The organism is Nocardiopsis moroccensis (genome assembly GCF_055763695.1).
In genome coordinates, this window is record NZ_CP199747.1 from 820,728 (window position 1) to 839,238 (window position 18,511).

Here is an 18,511-nt window from a genome sequence, read left to right on the forward strand (position 1 = left end):
CCGGCTGTGTCCCGTACGCGCCTCGGGACACCCACCGATTCCTTTTAGGTTAGCCTGCCCTTGTTTCGCTTGCTGTGGTTTTCCCGTCTTTCCTCCAGCCCGGGAGGGCCCCGGTACGGGCCCTCGGTCCAGGAACCGGTCGACACCGCCTTCCCCGCCTCCCCCGCCCCACCGGCAGAGTCCGGAGGATCGACGACGAACCCGGCCCGGCGCCCGGGGTGGGCGCCCCTTTGGCCGGCGGGCGCCCTACCCTCCTCCGCAGCCCCGGATCGCTTACTGGTGGCCGGTTTCGGCCCTGAAGGCGAGGTTTCGGAGGGGCCCCGGAAGAGTAGGTTTCGGGCGTTCCCCTAGGAAAGGCACCCATGGCCACCACCGAGACCCCCGACCCCATCCACGTCGTGGTCCTGCACTCCGAGCAGCCGCTCACCGCCGACCCCGCCGAGGCCCACCCCGGCTGCCGGGTCACCGTGCTCACCGACGGCGCCCCCACCGAGGTCAGCGAGGAGGTGGAGCTCCCGGACGTGGTGTCCATGCCGCGCTCGGAGTGGGCCGACCAGCTCGCCCGGTGGGCGCGGGGCGGGCGGATCGACGTGGTGACCGGGGACCGGACCTGTCGGGAGGCGTGCGCCGAACTCCGTTCCGGGCTCGGTCTGGCCCCGAACTCCACCGCCCCCGCCGACCTCTGACCCGCCGGTCGCGGGACGGCGGCCCCGGCTGGTCCTCCCGCCCCTCCCGCGCACCGCGGCCGACCGCGTACGGCACGGACCGCGAGGAGGCCGCCGACAGGCCGCGCCGGCATCCCCCTCGCATTCCGTGAATCTTTTCTGCCAGCCACCAATCCGCGCCGCCGTCTGCTCCGAATCCCTCGCGTCACCCACACACCGGTTTCGCGAGAGGACGCATGAGCACACACATCCCCGGGCGTCGCAGGGTCGCGGTCATCGGCGGCGGCGTCTCCGGGCTGACCGCGGCGCACGTCCTGCACCGCCACGACGACGTGACCCTGTTCGAGGCCGACGACCGCCCCGGCGGGCACGCCCACACCCACTCCCTGACCGGCCCCGACGGTGGGGAACTGGGTGTGGACAGCGGCTTCATCGTGCACAACCGCCGCACGTACCCGAACCTCCTCCGGCTCTTCGACGAGCTGGGCGTGACCACCCGGCCCACCGAGATGAGCCTGTCGGTGAGCTGCGCGGGCTGCGGGCTGGAGTACGCGGGCGCACGCGGGCTCCGGGCCCTGTGGCCGGGCCGCGCCCGGCACGGCACCGCCTACCTGCGCATGCTCGCCGACATCCCCCGCTTCCACCGGGCCGCCCGCCGCCTGCTCGGCGCCGCCCGGGCCGTGGACCCCCGCGGGAGTGCGGTCGGCCCCACCCTCGGGGCCTTCGTCGAGCGGCACGGGTTCTCCCCCTACTTCACCGCCCACTTCCTCCAGCCCCTGGTCTCCGCGGTGTGGTCCTGCCCGGCGGGCACCGCCCTGGACTACCCCGCCCGCCACCTGTTCACCTTCCTGGAGCACCACGGCATGCTCGGGATCTGGGGGTCGCCGCGCTGGCGCACCGTGGAGGGCGGCTCGCGCGCCTACGTGGAGCGCGTGGTCAAGAACCTGCACTCGGTGCGCCTGGGCACCCCCGTGCTGGGCCTCTCCCGCACCGGAGACGGGGTACGGCTGCGCACCGCCACCGAGGACCTGGAGTTCGACGCCGCCGTGGTCGCCACCCATGCCGACCAGGCCCTCGCCCTCCTCGACGCGCCCACCCCGCAGGAGGCCGAGGTGCTGGGCGCCTTCACCTACTCCCGCAACCGCACCCTGCTGCACACCGACACCTCGGTCCTGCCCGCCGACCGCGACACCTGGGCCTCCTGGAACCACCGCCTGTCCTCCTGCGAACCGGGCCGCGCCCCGGTCCGGGTCAGCTACCACATGAACCGCCTCCAGGGGCTGCCCGGGAGCACCGACTACGTGGTCACCCTCAACGCCGACGACCACGTGGACCCCGACCGGGTGGTCGCCGCCATGGACTACACCCACCCCGTCTTCACCCCGGAGTCGGTCGCCGCGCAGCGCCGCCTGCGCGACCTCGACGGGCCCACCCTCGCCTTCGCCGGGGCCCACCACGGCTGGGGCTTCCACGAGGACGGTTGCCGGGCCGGGGTCGAGGCGGCCGCGGCCCTGGGGAGGCAGTGGTGACCACCGCCCGGGAACGGGGTGCGGCCGCCCGCGCGGTGCCGCCGGTACCGGCGGCACCCGCGCTGTACGAGGCGACCGTGCGGCACGTGCGCGTCGAACCCCTGCGCCACGCCTTCGCGCACCGCACCCACTACTGGCTGATCGACCTCGACCACCCGCCCCGGCTCCCGTGGCCGCTGCGGTTCCTGGCCGGGTTCCACCCCGCCGACCACGGCGACGGCCGGGCCGCGACCCTGCGCTCCGACCTCGACGCCTACCTGCGCGCACACGGCGTCACCCCGCACGGCGGCCGTATCCTGATGCTCGCGCACCCGCGGGTACTCGGGTACGTCTTCAACCCGCTCACCGTCTACTGGTGCCACCACCCCGACGGGTCCCCGCTCGCGGTGGTTGCCGAGGTGCACAACACCTACGGCGGCCGACACCGTTACCTCCTCCACCCGGACGAGCGGGGCCGCGCCGCCGTGACCAAGGCCCTGTACGTGTCCCCCTTCAACGCGGTCGACGGCCACTACCGGCTCAGCCTGCCCGAACCGGGGGAACGGCTGGCCCTGACCGTCGCCCTCCACCGCGGCGGGCGGCCGCCCTTCACCGCCTCCGTGCACGGCCGCCGCCGACCCGCCACGGCCGCCCGGCTGCTGGGCCTGTCCCTGCGCCAGCCGTTGGCCCCCCTCGTGAACGCGGTCCGCATCCGCGTCCACGGGGTCTGGTTGTACCTGCGCGGCCTTCCCGTCCAGGCACGGCCCGGGCCGTCCCCGTGCCCCGGCGGGCCGCCCGCACGATCCGGACCATCCACCGACGGCTCCTGAGGACACACACCGGGTGCGGTCGCACCCGGGAGAGCCCCGACCCCTTCCGAACCACGAGGAACACGACCATGACGACCACCAACCCGAACCCGCCCGGGACCGTCGACCCGCACCGCTGGCCCGACGTGGCCCGGGTCCCGTCCGGGAGGCTGCGCACCGCCGTGGCCCGCGGCCTTGTCGCCCGCGCCGTCCCCGCGGTCGGCATCCGCCTGCACACGGGCCCCCAGTCCCCGCCCGCCGGGGACGGAGCCCCGGTCCTGTGGCTGCGCGACCCCGACGCCTTCCACGCCCGCCTCGCCCACGACGGCCTCATCGGGTTCGGAGAGTCGTACATGGCGGGGGAGTGGGACTCACCCGACCCGGTGGCCGTGCTCACCCGTTTCGCCGAGCACTACGAGGAGCTCGTCCCCAGGCCGCTGCAGCCCCTGCGCCACCTCACGCTGCCGCGCAGACCCCCCTCCGACCGCAACACCCGTGCCGGGGCCCGCCGCCACATCAGCCACCACTACGACCTCTCCAACGACCTCTTCGCGCTCTTCCTGGACCGCACCATGACCTACTCGTCGGCGCTGTTCACCGACGGGGACCCGCGCGACCCGCAGGGGCTGGCCCGCGCCCAGGAACGCAAGGTCGACCGGCTCCTGGACGCCGCCGCGGTCACCGACGGCACCCGCCTGCTGGAGATCGGCACCGGCTGGGGGGAGCTGGCCGTGCGCGCCGCCCGGCGCGGCGCCCGCGTCACCTCCATCACCCTGTCCGCCGAACAGCGCGACCTCGCCCGAGAACGGGTGGCGGCCGAGGGGTTGTCCGACCTGGTAACCGTGGACCTGTGCGACTACCGGGACGCCACCGGCTCCTACGACTCCGTGGTGAGCTGCGAGATGATCGAGGCGGTCGGCGAACGCTACTGGCCCGCCTACTTCACCGCCCTGGACAGGCTGGTCCGCCCCGGCGGCAGGGTCGCCCTGCAGAGCATCACCATGGAGCACCGGATGATGCGGGCCTCCCGCACCTCCTACACCTGGATGCACAAGTACGTGTTCCCCGGCGGGCTCATCCCCTCGGTCACCGCAGTCCGCGAACAGCTCGCCGCCCGCACCGGCCTGCGGATCACCGACCGCCTCGCCTTCGGCCACGACTACGCCGACACCCTGCGCGTGTGGCGGGACAGCTTCACCGGCGCCGCGGACCGGGTCCGGGCCCTGGGCTTCGACGACACCTTCCGCCGGATGTGGAACTTCTACCTGTCCTACTGCGAGGCCGGTTTCCGGTCCGGGATCATCGACGTCGAGCAGATCACCATGGAGCGTGCCGCATGAGCACCACGACCCGCCCCCGGGGCGCCGCCCACCTCATCGGCCCCCTGGCCGCCGCCTTCCTCAACGGTGTGCTGCCGGTCCGCCTGCGGGCCTGGGACGGCAGTGAGACCGGCCCCGAAAACGCCCCGCGCGTGACCGTCCGCGACCGCGACGCTCTCCGGCACATCCTGGCCCGGCCCGGGGAGCTGGGCCTGTCCCGCGCCTACGTCACCGGCGGGATCGAGGTCGAGGGCGACCTCACCGAGGCGCTGCGCCGGGTGTGGGCGTCGGTCCGCGAACACGGCACGTCCCTGCCCGGGCCGCGCACCTGGGCGCGGATCGCCCACGTCGCCCTGGTCCTGGGCGTGGTCGGCCCGCCGCCGCCCCCGCCGGCGGCCGAGGCACGGACCGGCGGTCGGCTGCACTCCAGGCAGCGCGACGCCGCCGCGATCTCGCACCACTACGACGCGGGCAACGACCTCTACGAACTCCTCCTCGACGAGACCATGGCCTACTCCTGCGCCCTGTGGGACGAGGACGAACCCGAACAGAGCCTGGCCGAGGCCCAGCGCGCCAAACTCGACCTGGTCTGCGACAAGCTCGGGCTGACCAAGGGCGACCGGCTCCTCGACGTGGGCTGCGGCTGGGGTTCGCTCACCCTGCACGCCGCCCGGTGGTACGGGGCGCGGGTCGCCGCGGTGACCCTGTCCGAACGCCAACGCGACCACGTGCACCGGCGCGCGGAGGAGGAGGGGCTCGACCAGCTCGTGGACGTGCGCCTGCTGCACCACCGCGACATCGAACCCGACACCTTCGGGCCCGGGCCCTTCGACGCCGTCGCCGCCGTGGAGATGGGCGAGCACGTGGGCCGGGACACCTACGCGCCCTTCGCCCGCCGGCTCCACGACCTGCTGGCCCCCGGCGGGTCCTTGCTGGTCCAGCAGATGTCCCGGCGCGGCGCCCACCCCGGCGGCGGCCCGTTCATCGAACGCTACGTCGCTCCGGACATGCACATGCGCCCGCTCGGCGAGACCGTCGGCCTGCTGGAGGAGGCGGGCCTGGAGGTGCGCGGCGTGCAGGCCCTGCGCGAGCACTACGTGCGCACCGCCCGCGCCTGGTCGGACACGCTGGAGCGCCGGTTCGACGAGCTGGTCTCCCTGGCCGGGCCGCAGGCGGCCCGGATGTGGCGGCTCTACCTCGCCGGGGGAGCACTCGCCTTCGAGGAGGGCCGTATGGGCGTGGACCAGATCCTCGCCCGCCGCCCGGACCCGGCGGAGGCGGACGAGTGAGCACGACCACCGCCCTCCTGCTCAACCTCGGCCTCACCGCCGCCGTGCTGGGCGCCCTCATGCTGGCCACCTTCGCCGTCGGGGTGCGCCTGGGCAGGCACAGCGTCGTGGACGTCGCCTGGGGCCCGGCCTTCGCCGCGGTCGCGGTGACCACCGCGACCTTCGCCACCGCCACCGGGTTCGGCGACCCCGTCCGGAACTGGCTGCTGTGCGTCCTCACCGCGGTGTGGGGGCTGCGTCTGGCCACCCACATCGGTCTGCGCAGCCGGGGCAAGGGGGAGGACCCCCGCTACGAGCGGTTCCTCGCCAACGCCCCCGGGAACCCGAACCTGTACGCGCTGCGCGTGGTCCACCTGCTCCAGGGCGCCCTGGTCCTGCTGGTCTCACTCCCGATCCAGGTGGCCGCCTTCACCGCGGGGCCCCTGGGCTGGGCGGCCTTCCTCGGCGCATCGCTCTGGTTGGTCGGGATGGCCTTCGAGAGCGTCGGTGACGCCCAGCTCGCCCGGTTCAAGGCCGACCCCGCCAACAAGGGAAAGATCATGGACCGGGGCCTGTGGTCCTGGACCCGGCACCCGAACTACTTCGGCGACGCCTGCGTCTGGTGGGGGCTCTTCCTCGTCGCGGCCGGCTCGTGGTGGGTACTGCTCACCCTGCCCGCGCCCCTGGTGATGACCTACCTGCTCACCAGGGGTTCAGGGCAGCGGCTGCTCGACGAGCACATGTCGGGGCGTCCCGGCTGGGCGGAGTACGCGGCCAGGACCAGCGCCTTCCTCCCCCTGCCGCCGAAGAGGCCCGCCCGGGGGCGGTAGGGGGCTCCGGGACACGAGGGGACGGCCCGGGCCGAGGAAGGGGGACCCCTTCCCGGCCCGGCCGTGGTCACGCCGTGGTCACACCGGGAGCAGCCTCACACCGAGGGGATCTGGCCGCCGTCGACCCTGACCACCGAGCCGTTCACGTAGGCGGCCTGCCGACTGGCCAGGAACGCGGCCACCGCGCCGTACTCCTCGGGGTCGCCGTAGCGGCCCGCCGGGATGGACCCGCGGGCCTGCTCCCGGACCTGATCCAGGGGCAGGCCCGAGCGCTCGGCGCGGGCCCGGTCCAGGGACTCCACCCGCGGGGTGGCGATCCGGCCCGGCACGATCACGTTGGCCGTCACCCCGTCGGCGGCCACCTCGTTGGCCACCGTCTTGGACCAGGAGTGCAGCGAGGCGCGCAGCGTGTTGGACACCCCCAGGTTCGGGATGGGCGCGATCGGGCCCGACGAGGTGCTCGTGATGATCCGGCCCCAACCGCGTTCGCGCATCCCGCCGACCACGGCGTCGGTCAGCCCGATCACCGGCAGCACCATCGCCGCGTACATGTCCTGCCACAGACCGGGGCGCTGGCCCAGCGCCGTGGTGGGCGGCGGTCCGCCGGTGTTGTTGACCAGGATGTCCACCGGGCCCAGCTCGTCGACGACCCGGGAGACGACCTCGCCCGCGCGGCCGTGTTCGGCCAGGTCCCAGCGGACGCCGACGGCGTCCGCGCCGTGCGCGCGGCAGGCCGCCACGGCCGCGTCCAGGCGCTCCTCGTCGCGCCCGGTCACCGCCACCCGAACACCCTCCGCGGCCAGCGCGACCGCCACCGCCCGACCCAGTCCGGAGGTGGCCGCGGTCACCAGGGCGACCTTGCCGGCGATTCCCAGATCCATGTCACTCCTCAGGCTTTCCAGCAGTGCTCACGGCATCCTGGCAGGCCCCCGGGGATCAGGCCAGCCGGGTCGGGTTCAGGGGGCGCCCCGGGAACGGTCTGCCCCGTCCTGCTGCCGTCTGCTGTGGCGGGCTACCCGGACCCGGTTGCCGCAGCCCTTGGAACACCATTCCCGCCGGGGGTGGGTGCGCAGGTAGAAGAGGACGCATCCGGGTGCGGGGCAGGCGCGGAGCTGTTCCAGCTGCGCTCCGGTGAGCAGGTCCACTGCGGCGCGGGCGACCCGGGCCAGCACGGCGGAGAGGGTGTCCGGGGCGTCGGTGCTGTGGAGCGCAGGGCCGTATCCGGCGGGCGGGAGTTCGACGGTGTCCCGGTGGGCGCCGGCGGCGGCGTTGACCGCGGCCACGCTCTCGGGGGGCGCGTCCGTTCCGGCCGCCGCGGCGGCGACCACCCGGTGCAGGGACTCGCGCAGGTCGGTGAAGGCGGCGAGCGCGGCTCGGCCCGCGGGGTCGTCGAGGACCGGATCGGGGCCGAGCGGGCCCAGGACCTCGGCCTGCACGGCGATCCAGTCGGCCAGGTCGGCGGGGGTGGTGAGCGCGTCCACGAGCTGTCCGCGCAGCCCGCCGCGGATGAACACGGTGTTCACCAGGTCCAGTGCCGGGTGCTCGCCGAGCACCGGCATGTCCCGCACCCTTGCTGAGATGACCATCACCTAACGGTACCGAAGCTTGTGTGTCGTTAGGGCGTTTGGGAGACTTCCCCGTGTCAACAGCTAATGCAATTTGCTTTATTTATGCGTTAGCAACACCGAGTCAGGGACGGCAGGAACATGACCACACCCTCCACGACGACCGCTGACGCACGTCCGGCGCCGACCAGCCGGATCAGCTCACTCCTGGCCGGACGCGCCCCGGAACCGGCCGGGCCACGCGCGGTCGCCGTCGGCACCGCCACCAGCGTGGCCGCACTCCTCGTCCTGGCCGCCGGGGCGGTGGCGTTCGGCGTGCCCCTGCTCATTCCGCCGCTCGCCGCCAGCATGGCCCTGGTCGCGGGCGCCCCGGCCCTGCCGCTGGCCCAGCCCCGCAGCGTGGTGGGCGGACAGCTGCTGTCCGCACTGACCGGCTTCGCGGTCCTGCTCGTGGCCGACCCCGGAATCTGGGCCGCCGCGGTCGCGGGAGGGCTGGCCCTGGGGGCCATGACCCTGGCCCGCACCCCGCACTCGCCGGCCGCCGCCACCGCCCTGATCGTCGCCCTGCAGGCGCCTCCGTTCTGGTCCTTCATGGGCCTCCTCGCGGTGGCAGCCTCGGTGCTGGTCCTGGTCGGCCTGGTCGGCAACCGGATCTCCGCGCGCCCCTACCCCGTCTACTGGTGGTGAGCGGGCTGTCCCGGCACCGCGCGTCCTCGCGGCGTCACACGGGGGCGGTCCGCTGGTGCCACTCCCGGCTGATCCGCTCCCGGTGGGCGGCCAGACGTGAGGTGCGGTTCACCGTCAGGGCCCCCACGATCCGCGGTCCCCGGTGGTAGGCCACCTCCATCCGTGAGCGGACCGGGTCGTGTTCGCGGACCTCGGTGCGGTCGGCGAGCTGGGGCAGTCCCACCGAGCGGATCCGCAGACCGAACTGGTCGGACCAGAAGGAGGGCACGGTGTCGCGTGCCGGGCCCTCCTGTCCGAGCAGCGCTGCGGCAACCGAGCGAAGGCCGCCCGGCACCACGCCCGGGAACGGGCAGGCCGGACGGCCTGAGACGAACAGGGAAACCAGAGGACCGGGCGGGCCTCAGCTCTCGTTGGGCACCACGACCGCACGGCCGTTGATCTCGCCCGCCTCCAGCCTCCGGTACGCCTCCAGGGCGTCGTCCATGGCGAAGCGCTCGATCTCCGGGCGGATCTGCCCCGCCCTGTACATGTCCACCACCTCCCACAGTTCGCCCACCGAACCCCAGTAGGTGTTGGTCAGGTACGACTCGTACGGGTTGGTGAAGAACGAGAACTCGTGCGTGCCGCCCGCGATGCCGACGATGTTCACCCGGCCGCCCTGGGCCACGCAGGCCGCCGCCGTCGACACGGTCGGGTTCGCACCCACGAAGTCGAAGACCGCGTCCGCGCCCCGGCCCCCGGTGAGCTCCCGGATGCCCTCGACCTGCCGGTCCCCGGCGCCCACCGTGACGGCCCCGTCGGCCTCCGCCCGGGCCCGGGCCTCCTCCTTGACGTCGGTGGCGATCACCGTCGCCCCGCTCAGTGCCCGCAGGACCTGCACCCCGATCTGGCCGAGCCCGCCCAGGCCGATCACCAGCGCGTACCGGCCACCCCCGTTCAGGTACGGAAGGGACTGCTTGACCGCGTGGTAGGGGGTCAGCCCCGCGTCGGCCAACGGCGCCGCGGCCACCGGGTCGGCGTCGCCCAGCGGGATGAGGTGCCGTTCGGGCACGGTCATGTACTCGGCCATGCCGCCGTCCCGGCCCAGCCCCACCGCCAGGTACGGCATGGTCGCGGCGTTCTCGCAGTAGGTCTCCCGGCCCTGGGCGCACTTGCGGCAGTGCTGGCAGCCGATCGGCCCGTACACCATGTAGGCGGCGCCCACCGTGACCCGCTCGCTGACCCCGCTGCCGACCGACTCCACCCAGCCCGCGTTCTCGTGCCCCAGGACGAACGGCGGCTTCTGTGCCCCCGGCTGCCCCTCCTCGAACACCCGGTAGACGCTGATGTCGGAGTGGCAGGCCCCGGCCCCGGCCACCCGGAGCAGGACCTCTCCGGGGCCCGGCTCGGGTTTGGGAACCTCGGTCAGGGAGGGGAACTCCCCGTAGTTTTCGAACACGACTGCGCGCATGTGCTGCTCTCCCCCCGCGTGAGGCGCGGTGCCCCGACCGGGGCGCCGCAGTGCGGACACGTTTCGTGTCCCGATGCCCACGCGAAGTTAACACCGGTCGGATCCGGGTGTCGCCCAAGGGGCGTGCACGGATTCGTCCGCATTGTTTGACCCTGGTCCGGGTCCAGGGACTGAGGGTCCCGCGTCTGGGCGGCGCCCATGACGGTGCCGCCGAAATCGTCCCCGCCCGCCCGATGAGTTCTCCGCGCTGCCCTGGTCCGTACACGTGAACGAATCGGACCAGGCGACAAGGAACGACACGGATGAACACGACACCATCCCGGCCTCGCGGGGCCGGGGCACGCGCGAGCGGGCGCGAGTGGCTGGGGCTCGCGGTGCTCGCCCTGCCCACACTGCTGCTCTCCCTGGACATGAGCGTGCTCTACCTGGCGCTCCCGCACCTGGCCGCGGACCTGCGGCCCACCGGGGCCCAGACCCTGTGGATCATGGACGTCTACGGCTTCATGATCGCCGGGTTGCTCATCACCATGGGCACGCTCGGCGACCGGATCGGCCGCCGCAGGCTCCTGATGATCGGCGCCGCCGCGTTCGGACTGGCCTCGGTGGCCGCGGCCTTCTCCACCAGCGCCGAGCTGCTCATCGCCACCCGGGCCCTCATGGGCGTGGCCGGGGCCACCCTCATGCCCTCCACCCTGGCGCTGATCAGCAACATGTTTCGCGACCCCGGCCAGCGCGCGGTCGCGATCTCGGTGTGGACGAGCTGCTTCATGGGCGGTACCGCCATCGGCCCCGTGGTGGGCGGCGCGCTCCTGCAGTGGTTCTGGTGGGGGTCGGTGTTCCTCCTCGGTGTCCCGGTGATGCTCCTGCTCCTGGTCTGCGCGCCCCTGCTGCTGCCCGAGTACCGCGACCCCGGCGCGGGCCGCCTCGACCTGTTCAGCGTCGCCCTGTCGCTGGCCGCGATCCTGCCGGTGGTGTACGGGCTCAAGACCGCCGCCGAAGGGGGCGCGGGGACCACCGCGCTCACGGCGGTGCTGCTCGGCGCGGCGGTGGGGGCGTGGTTCGTGCGCAGGCAACTGCGCCTGCCCGACCCGCTGCTGGACCTGCGCCTGTTCCGGGCGCCCTCCTTCGGCGCGGCCCTCGCCGTCATGATGGCCGGGGCGGTCGCCATGGGCGGCACCTTCCTGCTGCTCAGCCAGTACCTGCAGCTGGTCGCGGGCAACTCCCCGCTGGCGGCCGGGCTGTGGCTGGTGCCGCCGGCGCTGGCGATGATCGCCAGCACCATGTTCTGTGCGCCCCTGGCCCAACGGGTCGGCCGGGCCAACGTGATCGGCGGCGGCATGTTCGTCAGCGCCCTCGGCTTCCTGGTGCTGGTCTTCCTCCCCGCCGACGGCGGGACGGGCGCTGTGGTGCTGGGCCTGCTGCTCACCTCGGTGGGCCTGGGGCCGGGCGCCGCACTGATCGCCGACATCGTGGTGGGCTCCGCGCCCCGGGAGAAGGCCGGATCGGCCGCGTCCATGTCCGAGACCAGCGGCGAGTTCGGCATCGCCATCGGGGTCGCGCTGCTCGGCAGTCTGGCCGCCGCCGTCTACCGCACCCGGGTGGAGGTCCCCGAGGCCATCGCGGACCAGGCCGCGGGCCAGACCCTGGCCGGAGCCGTGGGCGCCGCCGAGGGGTTGCCCCCGGCCCAGGCGGCCGTACTGGTGGAGTCGGCCCGGGAGGCGTTCACCGCCGGACTCAACGTGACCGCGGGCATCGGGATCGTCGGGATGGCCGTCTTCGGCGGCATGGCCCTGTGGCTGCTGCGCGGCTCGGCGGAGACCGCCGCGGAGGAAACGGCGGAGGGGCCGCGGGAACCCGGCAGCGACGGAGGCCGGAGCGGGGACGGGACCGGGGGGACCGATGACTTCCCGCGCCCGGACGAGTCAGTACAGGCAGTGGAAACCGACACCGAACCCACCGGGAGGACCTGATGAAGCGCCCCCAACTGGACAGCATGCTGCTCGCCAGCACCGACCCCGACCGCCTGCGCGACTGGTACGCCGCCGTGCTGGACCCCGCCGACAGCAACACCGTGGACCACTACCGGGTGCTCCGCTTCGGCGGCTTCCACCTGCTGATCGACCGGCGCGACGACGTCGGGCCCGAGGCCGCCGACCCCGCCCGGGTGATCCTCAACTTCGACGTGGCCGACGCCTGCGCCGTCGCCGGGCGCATGGACGAGCGGGGCACCGAGTGGGTGGCGCCGCTGGAGGAGCGGGACGGGAACTTCTTCGCCACGGCCAAGGACCCCGACGGCAACTACGTGCAGATCATCCAGCTGAGCGAGGAGCACCTCGCCGCCATGGAGGGCGCGCAGGCGGGCACGTAGGCGGGTCGGCCCCGCGGACGGCCCGCACGGCCGCCCGCGGGGCCGGCGCCCGCGGCGCAGAAGGGGGACCGGCGGGGTGACGGCCGGACACGGACCCGCGCGTCCTGTCGTAGGGGAGGCGTAACGTGACGGCCGTGGCCGAACACGTGACGGGGACGAGCAACCAGGACTTCGAGCGGCTCGCCGCTCCCTACCGGGGGGAGCTGTACGCGCACTGCTACCGCATGCTCGGCTCGGCGCACGACGCCGAGGACCTGGTCCAGGAGACCTACCTGCGCGCCTGGAAGGGCTACGACCGCTTCGAGGGCCGCTCCAGCCTGCGCACCTGGCTGCACCGGATCGCCACCACGGCCTGCCTGACCGCCCTGGAGCGGCGCGGCCGCCGCCCCCTGCCCACCGGGCTCGGCGGCCCCACCGACTCCCCGGAGGGCGCCCTCGCCGAACGCCCCGAGCTGCCCTGGATCGAACCGCTGCCGGACACCCTGGCCGGCCTCGGCGGTTCCGACGGCGGCACCAACGACCCCGGCGCGGTGGTGACCGCCCGCGAGAGCGTCCGGCTCGCCCTGGTCGCCGCCCTCCAGTACCTCCAGCCCCGCCAGAGGGCCGTGCTCCTCCTGCGCGACGTACTCCGCTTCAGCGCAGCCGAGACCGCCCGCATCCTGGACACCTCGGTCCCGGCGGTGAACAGCCTGTTGCAACGCGCCCGCGCCCAGCTCGGCCGGGCCGCCCCCGACCGGGAGAGCCTCCCCGAACCCCGCTCCGACCAGCGCGAGATCCTCGACCGCTACGTCGCCGCCTTCGAGTCCTACGACATCGGCGCGCTCACCGAGCTGTTCACCGCAGAGGCCGCCTTCGAGATGCCCCCGTTCGCCACCTGGGTGCGCGGAGCCGAACACATCGGACGGCTCGTCGCCGCCCACTGCCCGGCCGGGGCCCCCGGCGACCTGGCGATGGTGCCGACCTCCGCCAACGGCCAGCCCGCCTTCGGCATGTACCTGCGCGCGGCGGACGGAACGCACCGGGCCTTCGGCATCCACGTCCTGGAGCTGTCCTCCGGGGGCGTCAGCCGCTGCTCGGTCTTCTTCGACACCGCGCTGTTCCGCCTCTTCGCGCTGCCCGAGGCCCTGACCCGCCCCTGCCGGGGCCGGCCAGGGGCGGGTCAGGTTCCGGTGAGCACCCGGCGCAGGGCGGCGGCGAAACCCTCCGGGTCGCCCTCGTAGCCCAGGTGGTCCCCGGGGAAGGCGACCGGATCGACGCCCAGGGCCCGGGCCAGCGCGGAGCCGATGTCGTGGATGTCCGCCCCCGCCGAGCCCTCGCCCAGGGCCACGACCACCCGGGTGCCGTCGCGCCGCAGGGTTTCCACCTCCGGCCGGTACAGGGAGATCGGCAGCAGGCCGTGCGCCAGGAAGTACCCGAAGTTCCCGCTGACCCGCTCGAAGGTCGCGGCCTCCTCCCCGTCCATGGGCGGTGCCCCGCCCATGGACGAGGCGTCCTCCGCATCCTCCGGGCCGGACTCGGCGTCCAGGCCGTTGAGCCCCAGGAACAGGGCCATCCCGGCCTCGACCCCCTCCTTCAGGTAGGTCCGGTGGACCTCGTGGTCCCGCGCGAGCACCGGTTCGGGGTCGTCGAGCAACGGCACGCACGGGGGCTCGTGGGCCACGAGCGTGCGCACCAGTTCCGGGTGCCGGGCGGCCAGGGCCAGCCCGATCTGGGCGCCACCGCTGGTGCCGAACACGTGCGCGGGCCCGTCGCCGAACTCCCGGATCAGCCGTGCGGCGTCCTCTGCGTGCACGTCGAGCCGCTGGTCCTCCTCCCACGCGCCGGGGCCGCCGTCCAGGGTGCTGCGCGAGTTGCCCCGGGGGTCGTAGGCCACGGTCGTGTACCCCTCGGCCAGGCGCCGGGCCTGGCCGGCGAGGACCCCGGCGTCCTGCGGCCCGCCCGGGACCATGAGCAGCAGCGGGCCCGAGCCCCGCACCTCGGCGTGCAGGCGGGCACCGGGCACCCGCAGGGTGCGCACCTCGGGGGAGCGGCGGTCGTTCACGGCGTCTCCCTGATCCGGCCGCTGACGACCATCCGGTTGCCCTCGCTGTCGCGGAACTCCGCGACCGTGACCCCCGGCATGTAGGCGGCCTCCTCCGGCTCGGTGACGATCTCCACGCCCTTGGCGCGCAGCGCCTCCACGGTGCCCTTGACGTCGTCCTCGACCAGCACCAGGACGGGGCCCGGCGAGGGCTCCTCGTCGGGCCGGGGGACCAGGTGCAGCGCGGTGTCCGCCCCGGGGAACCCGAGCTCGATCCACCGCCAGCCGTCCTCGCCCATGGGGACGTCCGCGAGTACGCGGCAGCCGAGCCTGTCGGTGTAGAAGTCCTTGGCCCGGTCCTGGTCGAACACGGGCAACTCAGCGAACTGGATGTGCATGACGGGCGCCTCGATCCTCCCAGAGTGAAACTGGACGGTCCAGTACTCTGGATGTATGCAAAACTAGACTGTCCAGTACCCACGAGTCAACAGAACACGGGGAGAATCAGGTGCGGCAACCTGCCGAGGGGCGTTCGGAACGCAAACGGCGCGCGATCCTGGAGGCCGCCGAGGAGGTCTTCCTCGGCGGCGGCTACCTGGGCACCAACATGGACGAGATCGCGGCGCGCTCCGAGGTGTCCAAGCAGACCGTGTACAAGCACTTCGGCAGCAAGGAGAACCTGTTCGTCGAGATCGTCAGCCACATGACGACCGGAGCGGGCGACCTCGTCCACGAGGACGTGCCCGACCCCGCCGAGGACGAGGAGCTCGCCGACTACCTGCGCGACTACGCGCTCCGCCAGCTCACCGTGGTGCTGACCCCGCGCCTGATGCGGCTGCGCCGCCTGGTCATCGGTGAGGTCGCGCGCTTTCCCGAGCTCGCCGGGGCCCTGTACGAGCACGGTCCGCGGCGGGCGGTGGGCGCGCTCGGGGAGATCTTCGAGCGCCTGGCCGAGCGGGGGCGCCTGTCCGTCGAGGACCCGCACGCCGCCGCGTCCCGGTTCAACTGGCTGGTGATGTCCGAACCCGTCAACCGGGCCATGCTCCTCGGCGACGAGGGCATCCCCGCGCGGGAGGAGCTCCGCGCGCACGCCGCGGAGAGCGTCCGGGTCTTCCTCGCCGCCTACGGAGGGCCCCGGAGGTAGCGGGGCGGGGTGTGTGACCAGGACCCCGGCGTATTTCCTGCCGATTCGCCCCCTCCACTGGCCCGAACAACCCCCGCGCACGGCTACCGTGCTGGTGGGCCGTGACCGCGAGAAGCCCCGAATGCCCGCGTTCCGGCCCTGACCTGACCACTCCTCCCGCCCGCCGGTTCACCCACGGGCAGCCAGATGGGAAACGCGTGAACAGCACCAACGACCGCCCGCCCCGGGACCTGCGCCTGATCGTCACCGGAGGCGGAACGGGCGGCCACACCTACCCCGCGCTGACCGCCGTCAACGCGCTGCGCGCACGCCTGGAGAAGACCGGCAACACCCTGGAGGTGCTGTGGGTGGGCGCGGCCAACAGTCTCGAGTCCCGGGTCTCCGAGGCCAACGGGATCGACTTCGCCGACGTCGCCACCGGCAAGATCCGCCGCTCCAAGAACCCGATCAAGCTGGTCTCCCGGGCCAACGTCAAGGACATGGCCAACGTCCCCCGCGGGGTCATGCAGGCGCGCAGGCTGGTCTCCGAGTTCGTCCCGGACGTCGTCCTGGCCACCGGTGGCTACGTGGCGGTGCCCGTGGGCCTGGCGGCCCGTATGTGCCGTCGCCCGCTGGTCGTGCACGAGCAGACGGTGCGCCTGGGTCTGGCCAACAAGGTCCTGGCCCGCGCCGGAGCGCAGATCGCGGTGTCCGCCGAGTCCTCCCTCGGGCTGCTGCCCGACTCCTCCCAGGACGACGCGGTGGTCACCGGGAACCCGGTGCGGCCCGAGGTCCTCACCGGCCAGGCGGACCTGGGTGCGAAGGGGCTGGGCTTCGACGGGCACAACCCCGACCTGCCCACCGTGTACGTGACCGGCGGGGCGCAGGGTTCGGCGCAGATCAACACGAACGTCCGCGAGATCCTCCCGTGGCTGCTGGCCCGTGCCAACGTCGTCCACCAGTGCGGCGCCAACAACGTCGAGAGCCTTCGGGAGAGCGCCCAGGGCCTGCCGCCGGGGCTTGCGGAGAGGTACCACCTCACCGCCTTCGTGGGCCCGGAGCTTCCCGACGTGCTGGCGCTCGCGGACGTGGTGATCTCCCGCAGCGGGGCCGGGACGATCGCCGAACTCACGGCTCTGGGCAAGGCCGCGGTGTTCATCCCCCTGGCGACCTCCGCCGGTAACGAGCAGGCGCACAACGCACGCCATCTTCAGGAGACGGGTGCTGCCGTCGCTCTCCTTGACGAGGTCAGCCCGGCCAACCTGCAGGCGGCGGTCGAGCCCCTGCTGGTCGATCCCGCCAAGCGCGAGACCATCGCCGAGAACGCCCGTTCCCACGGGAGGCCGGACGCCGCCGAGCGCCTGGTGGACGTGGTGCTCAGGGCTGCCAGCTGATCCAGAGGGGCCATCTCTTCCCCGGAGGGGTGGCCCACTCATATGCCAGTGAATAGGATCTCTCTGCGCCCAAGAATTCACTCTTGGCCCTTTTGCGAAGGGAATCACCAGTGTCCAACTTTCAAGAAGTTGGAAAAACGACCCCTTGTCACTGGTAAGTTCGCAGGTCAAAAAGTCTGCTCCCCGCGCACGCGGGGATGGACCCTCGTCGAAGATCAGCGAGACGCCCGGCATCTGCTGCTCCCCGCGCACGCGGGGATGGACCCCGAATTCGTTCTATGGCGACCGGCCATGTCTGCTGCTCCCCGCGCACGCGGGGATGGACCCACCACAACGAAGGAGCAGCTAGATGACCACCACTGCTCCCCGCGCACGCGGGGATGGACCCTCGTTGGTCTGCTTGTCGAACGTGCGCGGGGTCTGCTCCCCGCGCACGCGGGGATGGACCCAGCAATTCACTCATGGTGGGTAGTTCCTCGTTCTGCTCCCCGCGCACGCGGGGATGGACCCCAAGAAATAGGCAGGGCGAAGACCTGCCCGTACTGCTCCCCGCGCACGCGGGGATGGACCCCCAGGGTGGGGCCGACCAGGCGTGGGGTGGGGCTGCTCCCCGCGCACGCGGGGATGGACCCCCCCGAACTCGTGGACTACGCCGAAGACCAGCCTGCTCCCCGCGCACGCGGGGATGGACCCGACGTGGGAGAACACGAGCCGAAAGTCCTCCGCTGCTCCCCGCGCACGCGGGGATGGACCCGCGGACGAGGTCGCGGGCCCACTGCTTGGCGTCTGCTCCCCGCGCACGCGGGGATGGACCCGTCGCCCCGGACGCCAGCCCGACCGACGACGACTGCTCCCCGCGCACGCGGGGATGGACCCCCGGGCGGGGGCGTGCGTCTGCTTCTGCGCGTCTGCTCCCCGCGCACGCGGGGATGGACCCCCGGGAGTCGCGCCGGGTCCGGCCGCCGCTGCCTGCTCCCCGCGCACGCGGGGATGGACCCCGGTAGGTCGGTGCTTGCTCCAGGCGTTCGCCCTGCTCCCCGCGCACGCGGGGATGGACCCTACGACCACACCGTGCGGTTGCACATCGGCTACTGCTCCCCGCGCACGCGGGGATGGACCCGTGGCGTTGTACGCGAGCGACACCGAGCAGCACTGCTCCCCGCGCACGCGGGGATGGACCCCAGATCGACCCCGAACAGCGCAACGACAACGCCTGCTCCCCGCGCACGCGGGGATGGACCCTCCGCCACGAGGGCGGCCAGGACGTCCGTGTGCTGCTCCCCGCGCACGCGGGGATGGACCCCAGATCGACCCCGAACAGCGCAACGACAACGCCTGCTCCCCGCGCACGCGGGGATGGACCCGAGTCCTACGTGTGCAGCAACACCCATCAGGGCTGCTCCCCGCGCACGCGGGGATGGACCCACCTGCGCCGCGAGGTCCCCGAGCTGCGCCTGCTGCTCCCCGCGCACGCGGGGATGGACCCGAGCGGGGCAAGCTCGGGA

At 73.3% G+C, this 18,511-nt stretch carries 18 protein-coding genes and 1 CRISPR repeat array (1 of these 19 running past the window's edge); of the genes, 12 read left to right on the forward strand and 6 right to left on the reverse strand.

Translation table 11 applies throughout. The features are described from left to right. Positions 1–362: 362 nt before the first annotated feature. From ACUKCB_RS03405 to ACUKCB_RS03430, 6 genes are all read left to right on the forward strand, one after another. Positions 363–686 (forward strand): hypothetical protein, encoded by a 324-nt coding sequence (locus tag ACUKCB_RS03405; protein WP_473038982.1) that lies wholly within the window; start codon positions 363–365, stop codon positions 684–686. Positions 687–901: 215 nt separating this feature from the next. Beyond that, positions 902–2,194, forward strand: coding sequence for an NAD(P)/FAD-dependent oxidoreductase (locus ACUKCB_RS03410; RefSeq protein WP_473038983.1), 1,293 nt, complete (start codon positions 902–904; stop codon positions 2,192–2,194). Next, complete coding sequence (locus tag ACUKCB_RS03415; RefSeq protein WP_473038984.1) at positions 2,191–3,003, forward strand: DUF1365 domain-containing protein; 813 nt, start codon at positions 2,191–2,193, stop codon at positions 3,001–3,003. Before ACUKCB_RS03410 ends, ACUKCB_RS03415 begins: the two co-directional genes overlap by 4 nt. 68 nt (positions 3,004–3,071) lie before the next feature. Further along, positions 3,072–4,322 carry a class I SAM-dependent methyltransferase gene (locus ACUKCB_RS03420; protein WP_473038985.1) on the forward strand — a complete coding sequence of 417 codons (1,251 nt, stop codon included), beginning with the start codon at positions 3,072–3,074 and terminating at the stop codon, positions 4,320–4,322. Further along, positions 4,319–5,590 (forward strand): class I SAM-dependent methyltransferase, encoded by a 1,272-nt coding sequence (locus ACUKCB_RS03425; RefSeq protein ID WP_473038986.1) that lies wholly within the window; start codon positions 4,319–4,321, stop codon positions 5,588–5,590. Before ACUKCB_RS03420 ends, ACUKCB_RS03425 begins: the two co-directional genes overlap by 4 nt. Positions 5,591–5,649: 59 nt before the next feature. Beyond that, the gene (locus ACUKCB_RS03430; protein WP_473040909.1) at positions 5,650–6,399 is read left to right on the forward strand and encodes a DUF1295 domain-containing protein; all 750 of its coding nucleotides are present in this window, start codon (positions 5,650–5,652) and stop codon (positions 6,397–6,399) included. Between the two features lie 95 nt (positions 6,400–6,494). Here ACUKCB_RS03430 and ACUKCB_RS03435 read toward each other — a convergent pair whose 3' ends face one another. Beyond that, entirely contained in the window at positions 6,495–7,280 is a 786-nt protein-coding gene (locus ACUKCB_RS03435) for an SDR family oxidoreductase (protein WP_473038987.1), read from the reverse strand. A 75-nt stretch (positions 7,281–7,355) separates the two neighbouring features. Next, on the reverse strand, positions 7,356–7,985 hold the full coding sequence (locus ACUKCB_RS03440) for a CGNR zinc finger domain-containing protein (protein ID WP_473038988.1): 630 nt from the start codon (positions 7,983–7,985) through the stop codon (positions 7,356–7,358). A gap of 120 nt (positions 7,986–8,105) precedes the next feature. Here ACUKCB_RS03440 and ACUKCB_RS03445 point away from each other — a divergent pair, with 120 nt between their 5' ends. Further along, positions 8,106–8,651, forward strand: a complete 546-nt coding sequence (locus ACUKCB_RS03445) for an HPP family protein (RefSeq protein WP_473038989.1) — start codon at positions 8,106–8,108, stop codon at positions 8,649–8,651. Positions 8,652–8,685: 34 nt separating this feature from the next. Here ACUKCB_RS03445 and ACUKCB_RS03450 read toward each other — a convergent pair whose 3' ends face one another. Both ACUKCB_RS03450 and ACUKCB_RS03455 read right to left on the reverse strand, forming a co-directional pair. Beyond that, positions 8,686–8,985: an oxidoreductase C-terminal domain-containing protein gene (locus ACUKCB_RS03450; RefSeq protein WP_473038990.1), complete on the reverse strand. Its 300-nt coding sequence runs from the start codon at positions 8,983–8,985 to the stop codon at positions 8,686–8,688. 66 nt (positions 8,986–9,051) lie between these two features. Further along, the gene (locus tag ACUKCB_RS03455; protein ID WP_473038991.1) at positions 9,052–10,101 is read right to left on the reverse strand and encodes an NAD(P)-dependent alcohol dehydrogenase; all 1,050 of its coding nucleotides are present in this window, start codon (positions 10,099–10,101) and stop codon (positions 9,052–9,054) included. 302 nt (positions 10,102–10,403) lie between these two features. Here ACUKCB_RS03455 and ACUKCB_RS03460 point away from each other — a divergent pair, with 302 nt between their 5' ends. The 3 genes from ACUKCB_RS03460 (at position 10,404) to ACUKCB_RS03470 (ending at position 13,689) form a co-directional block, all read left to right on the forward strand. Continuing rightward, complete coding sequence (locus ACUKCB_RS03460; protein ID WP_473038992.1) at positions 10,404–12,071, forward strand: MFS transporter; 1,668 nt, start codon at positions 10,404–10,406, stop codon at positions 12,069–12,071. Continuing rightward, on the forward strand, positions 12,071–12,469 hold the full coding sequence (locus ACUKCB_RS03465) for a VOC family protein (RefSeq protein ID WP_473038993.1): 399 nt from the start codon (positions 12,071–12,073) through the stop codon (positions 12,467–12,469). Before ACUKCB_RS03460 ends, ACUKCB_RS03465 begins: the two co-directional genes overlap by 1 nt. Before the next feature lie 125 nt (positions 12,470–12,594). Continuing rightward, positions 12,595–13,689, forward strand: coding sequence for a sigma-70 family RNA polymerase sigma factor (locus ACUKCB_RS03470; protein WP_473038994.1), 1,095 nt, complete (start codon positions 12,595–12,597; stop codon positions 13,687–13,689). On the opposite strand, the gene ACUKCB_RS03475 is transcribed toward ACUKCB_RS03470, so the two are convergent. Continuing rightward, positions 13,629–14,510, reverse strand: a complete 882-nt coding sequence (locus ACUKCB_RS03475) for an alpha/beta fold hydrolase (RefSeq protein WP_473038995.1) — start codon at positions 14,508–14,510, stop codon at positions 13,629–13,631. The genes ACUKCB_RS03470 and ACUKCB_RS03475 overlap by 61 nt on opposite strands. Then, positions 14,507–14,887 carry a VOC family protein gene (locus tag ACUKCB_RS03480; RefSeq protein ID WP_191272046.1) on the reverse strand — a complete coding sequence of 127 codons (381 nt, stop codon included), beginning with the start codon at positions 14,885–14,887 and terminating at the stop codon, positions 14,507–14,509. The genes ACUKCB_RS03475 and ACUKCB_RS03480 overlap by 4 nt, the downstream gene beginning before the upstream one ends. A 110-nt stretch (positions 14,888–14,997) precedes the next feature. Between ACUKCB_RS03480 and ACUKCB_RS03485 the strand changes: the two genes are divergently transcribed. Together ACUKCB_RS03485 and ACUKCB_RS03490 are read left to right on the forward strand one after the other, a co-directional pair. Then, a complete protein-coding gene (locus ACUKCB_RS03485; protein WP_473038996.1) occupies positions 14,998–15,633 on the forward strand; it encodes a TetR/AcrR family transcriptional regulator in 636 nt (211 codons plus the stop codon). Positions 15,634–15,830: 197 nt separating this feature from the next. Beyond that, on the forward strand, positions 15,831–17,006 hold the full coding sequence (locus ACUKCB_RS03490; RefSeq protein WP_473038997.1) for a UDP-N-acetylglucosamine--N-acetylmuramyl-(pentapeptide) pyrophosphoryl-undecaprenol N-acetylglucosamine transferase: 1,176 nt from the start codon (positions 15,831–15,833) through the stop codon (positions 17,004–17,006). Positions 17,007–17,182: 176 nt separating this feature from the next. After that, positions 17,183–18,511: a CRISPR direct-repeat array (repeat unit 29 nt; unit sequence CTGCTCCCCGCGCACGCGGGGATGGACCC) (it continues 103 nt past the right edge of the window).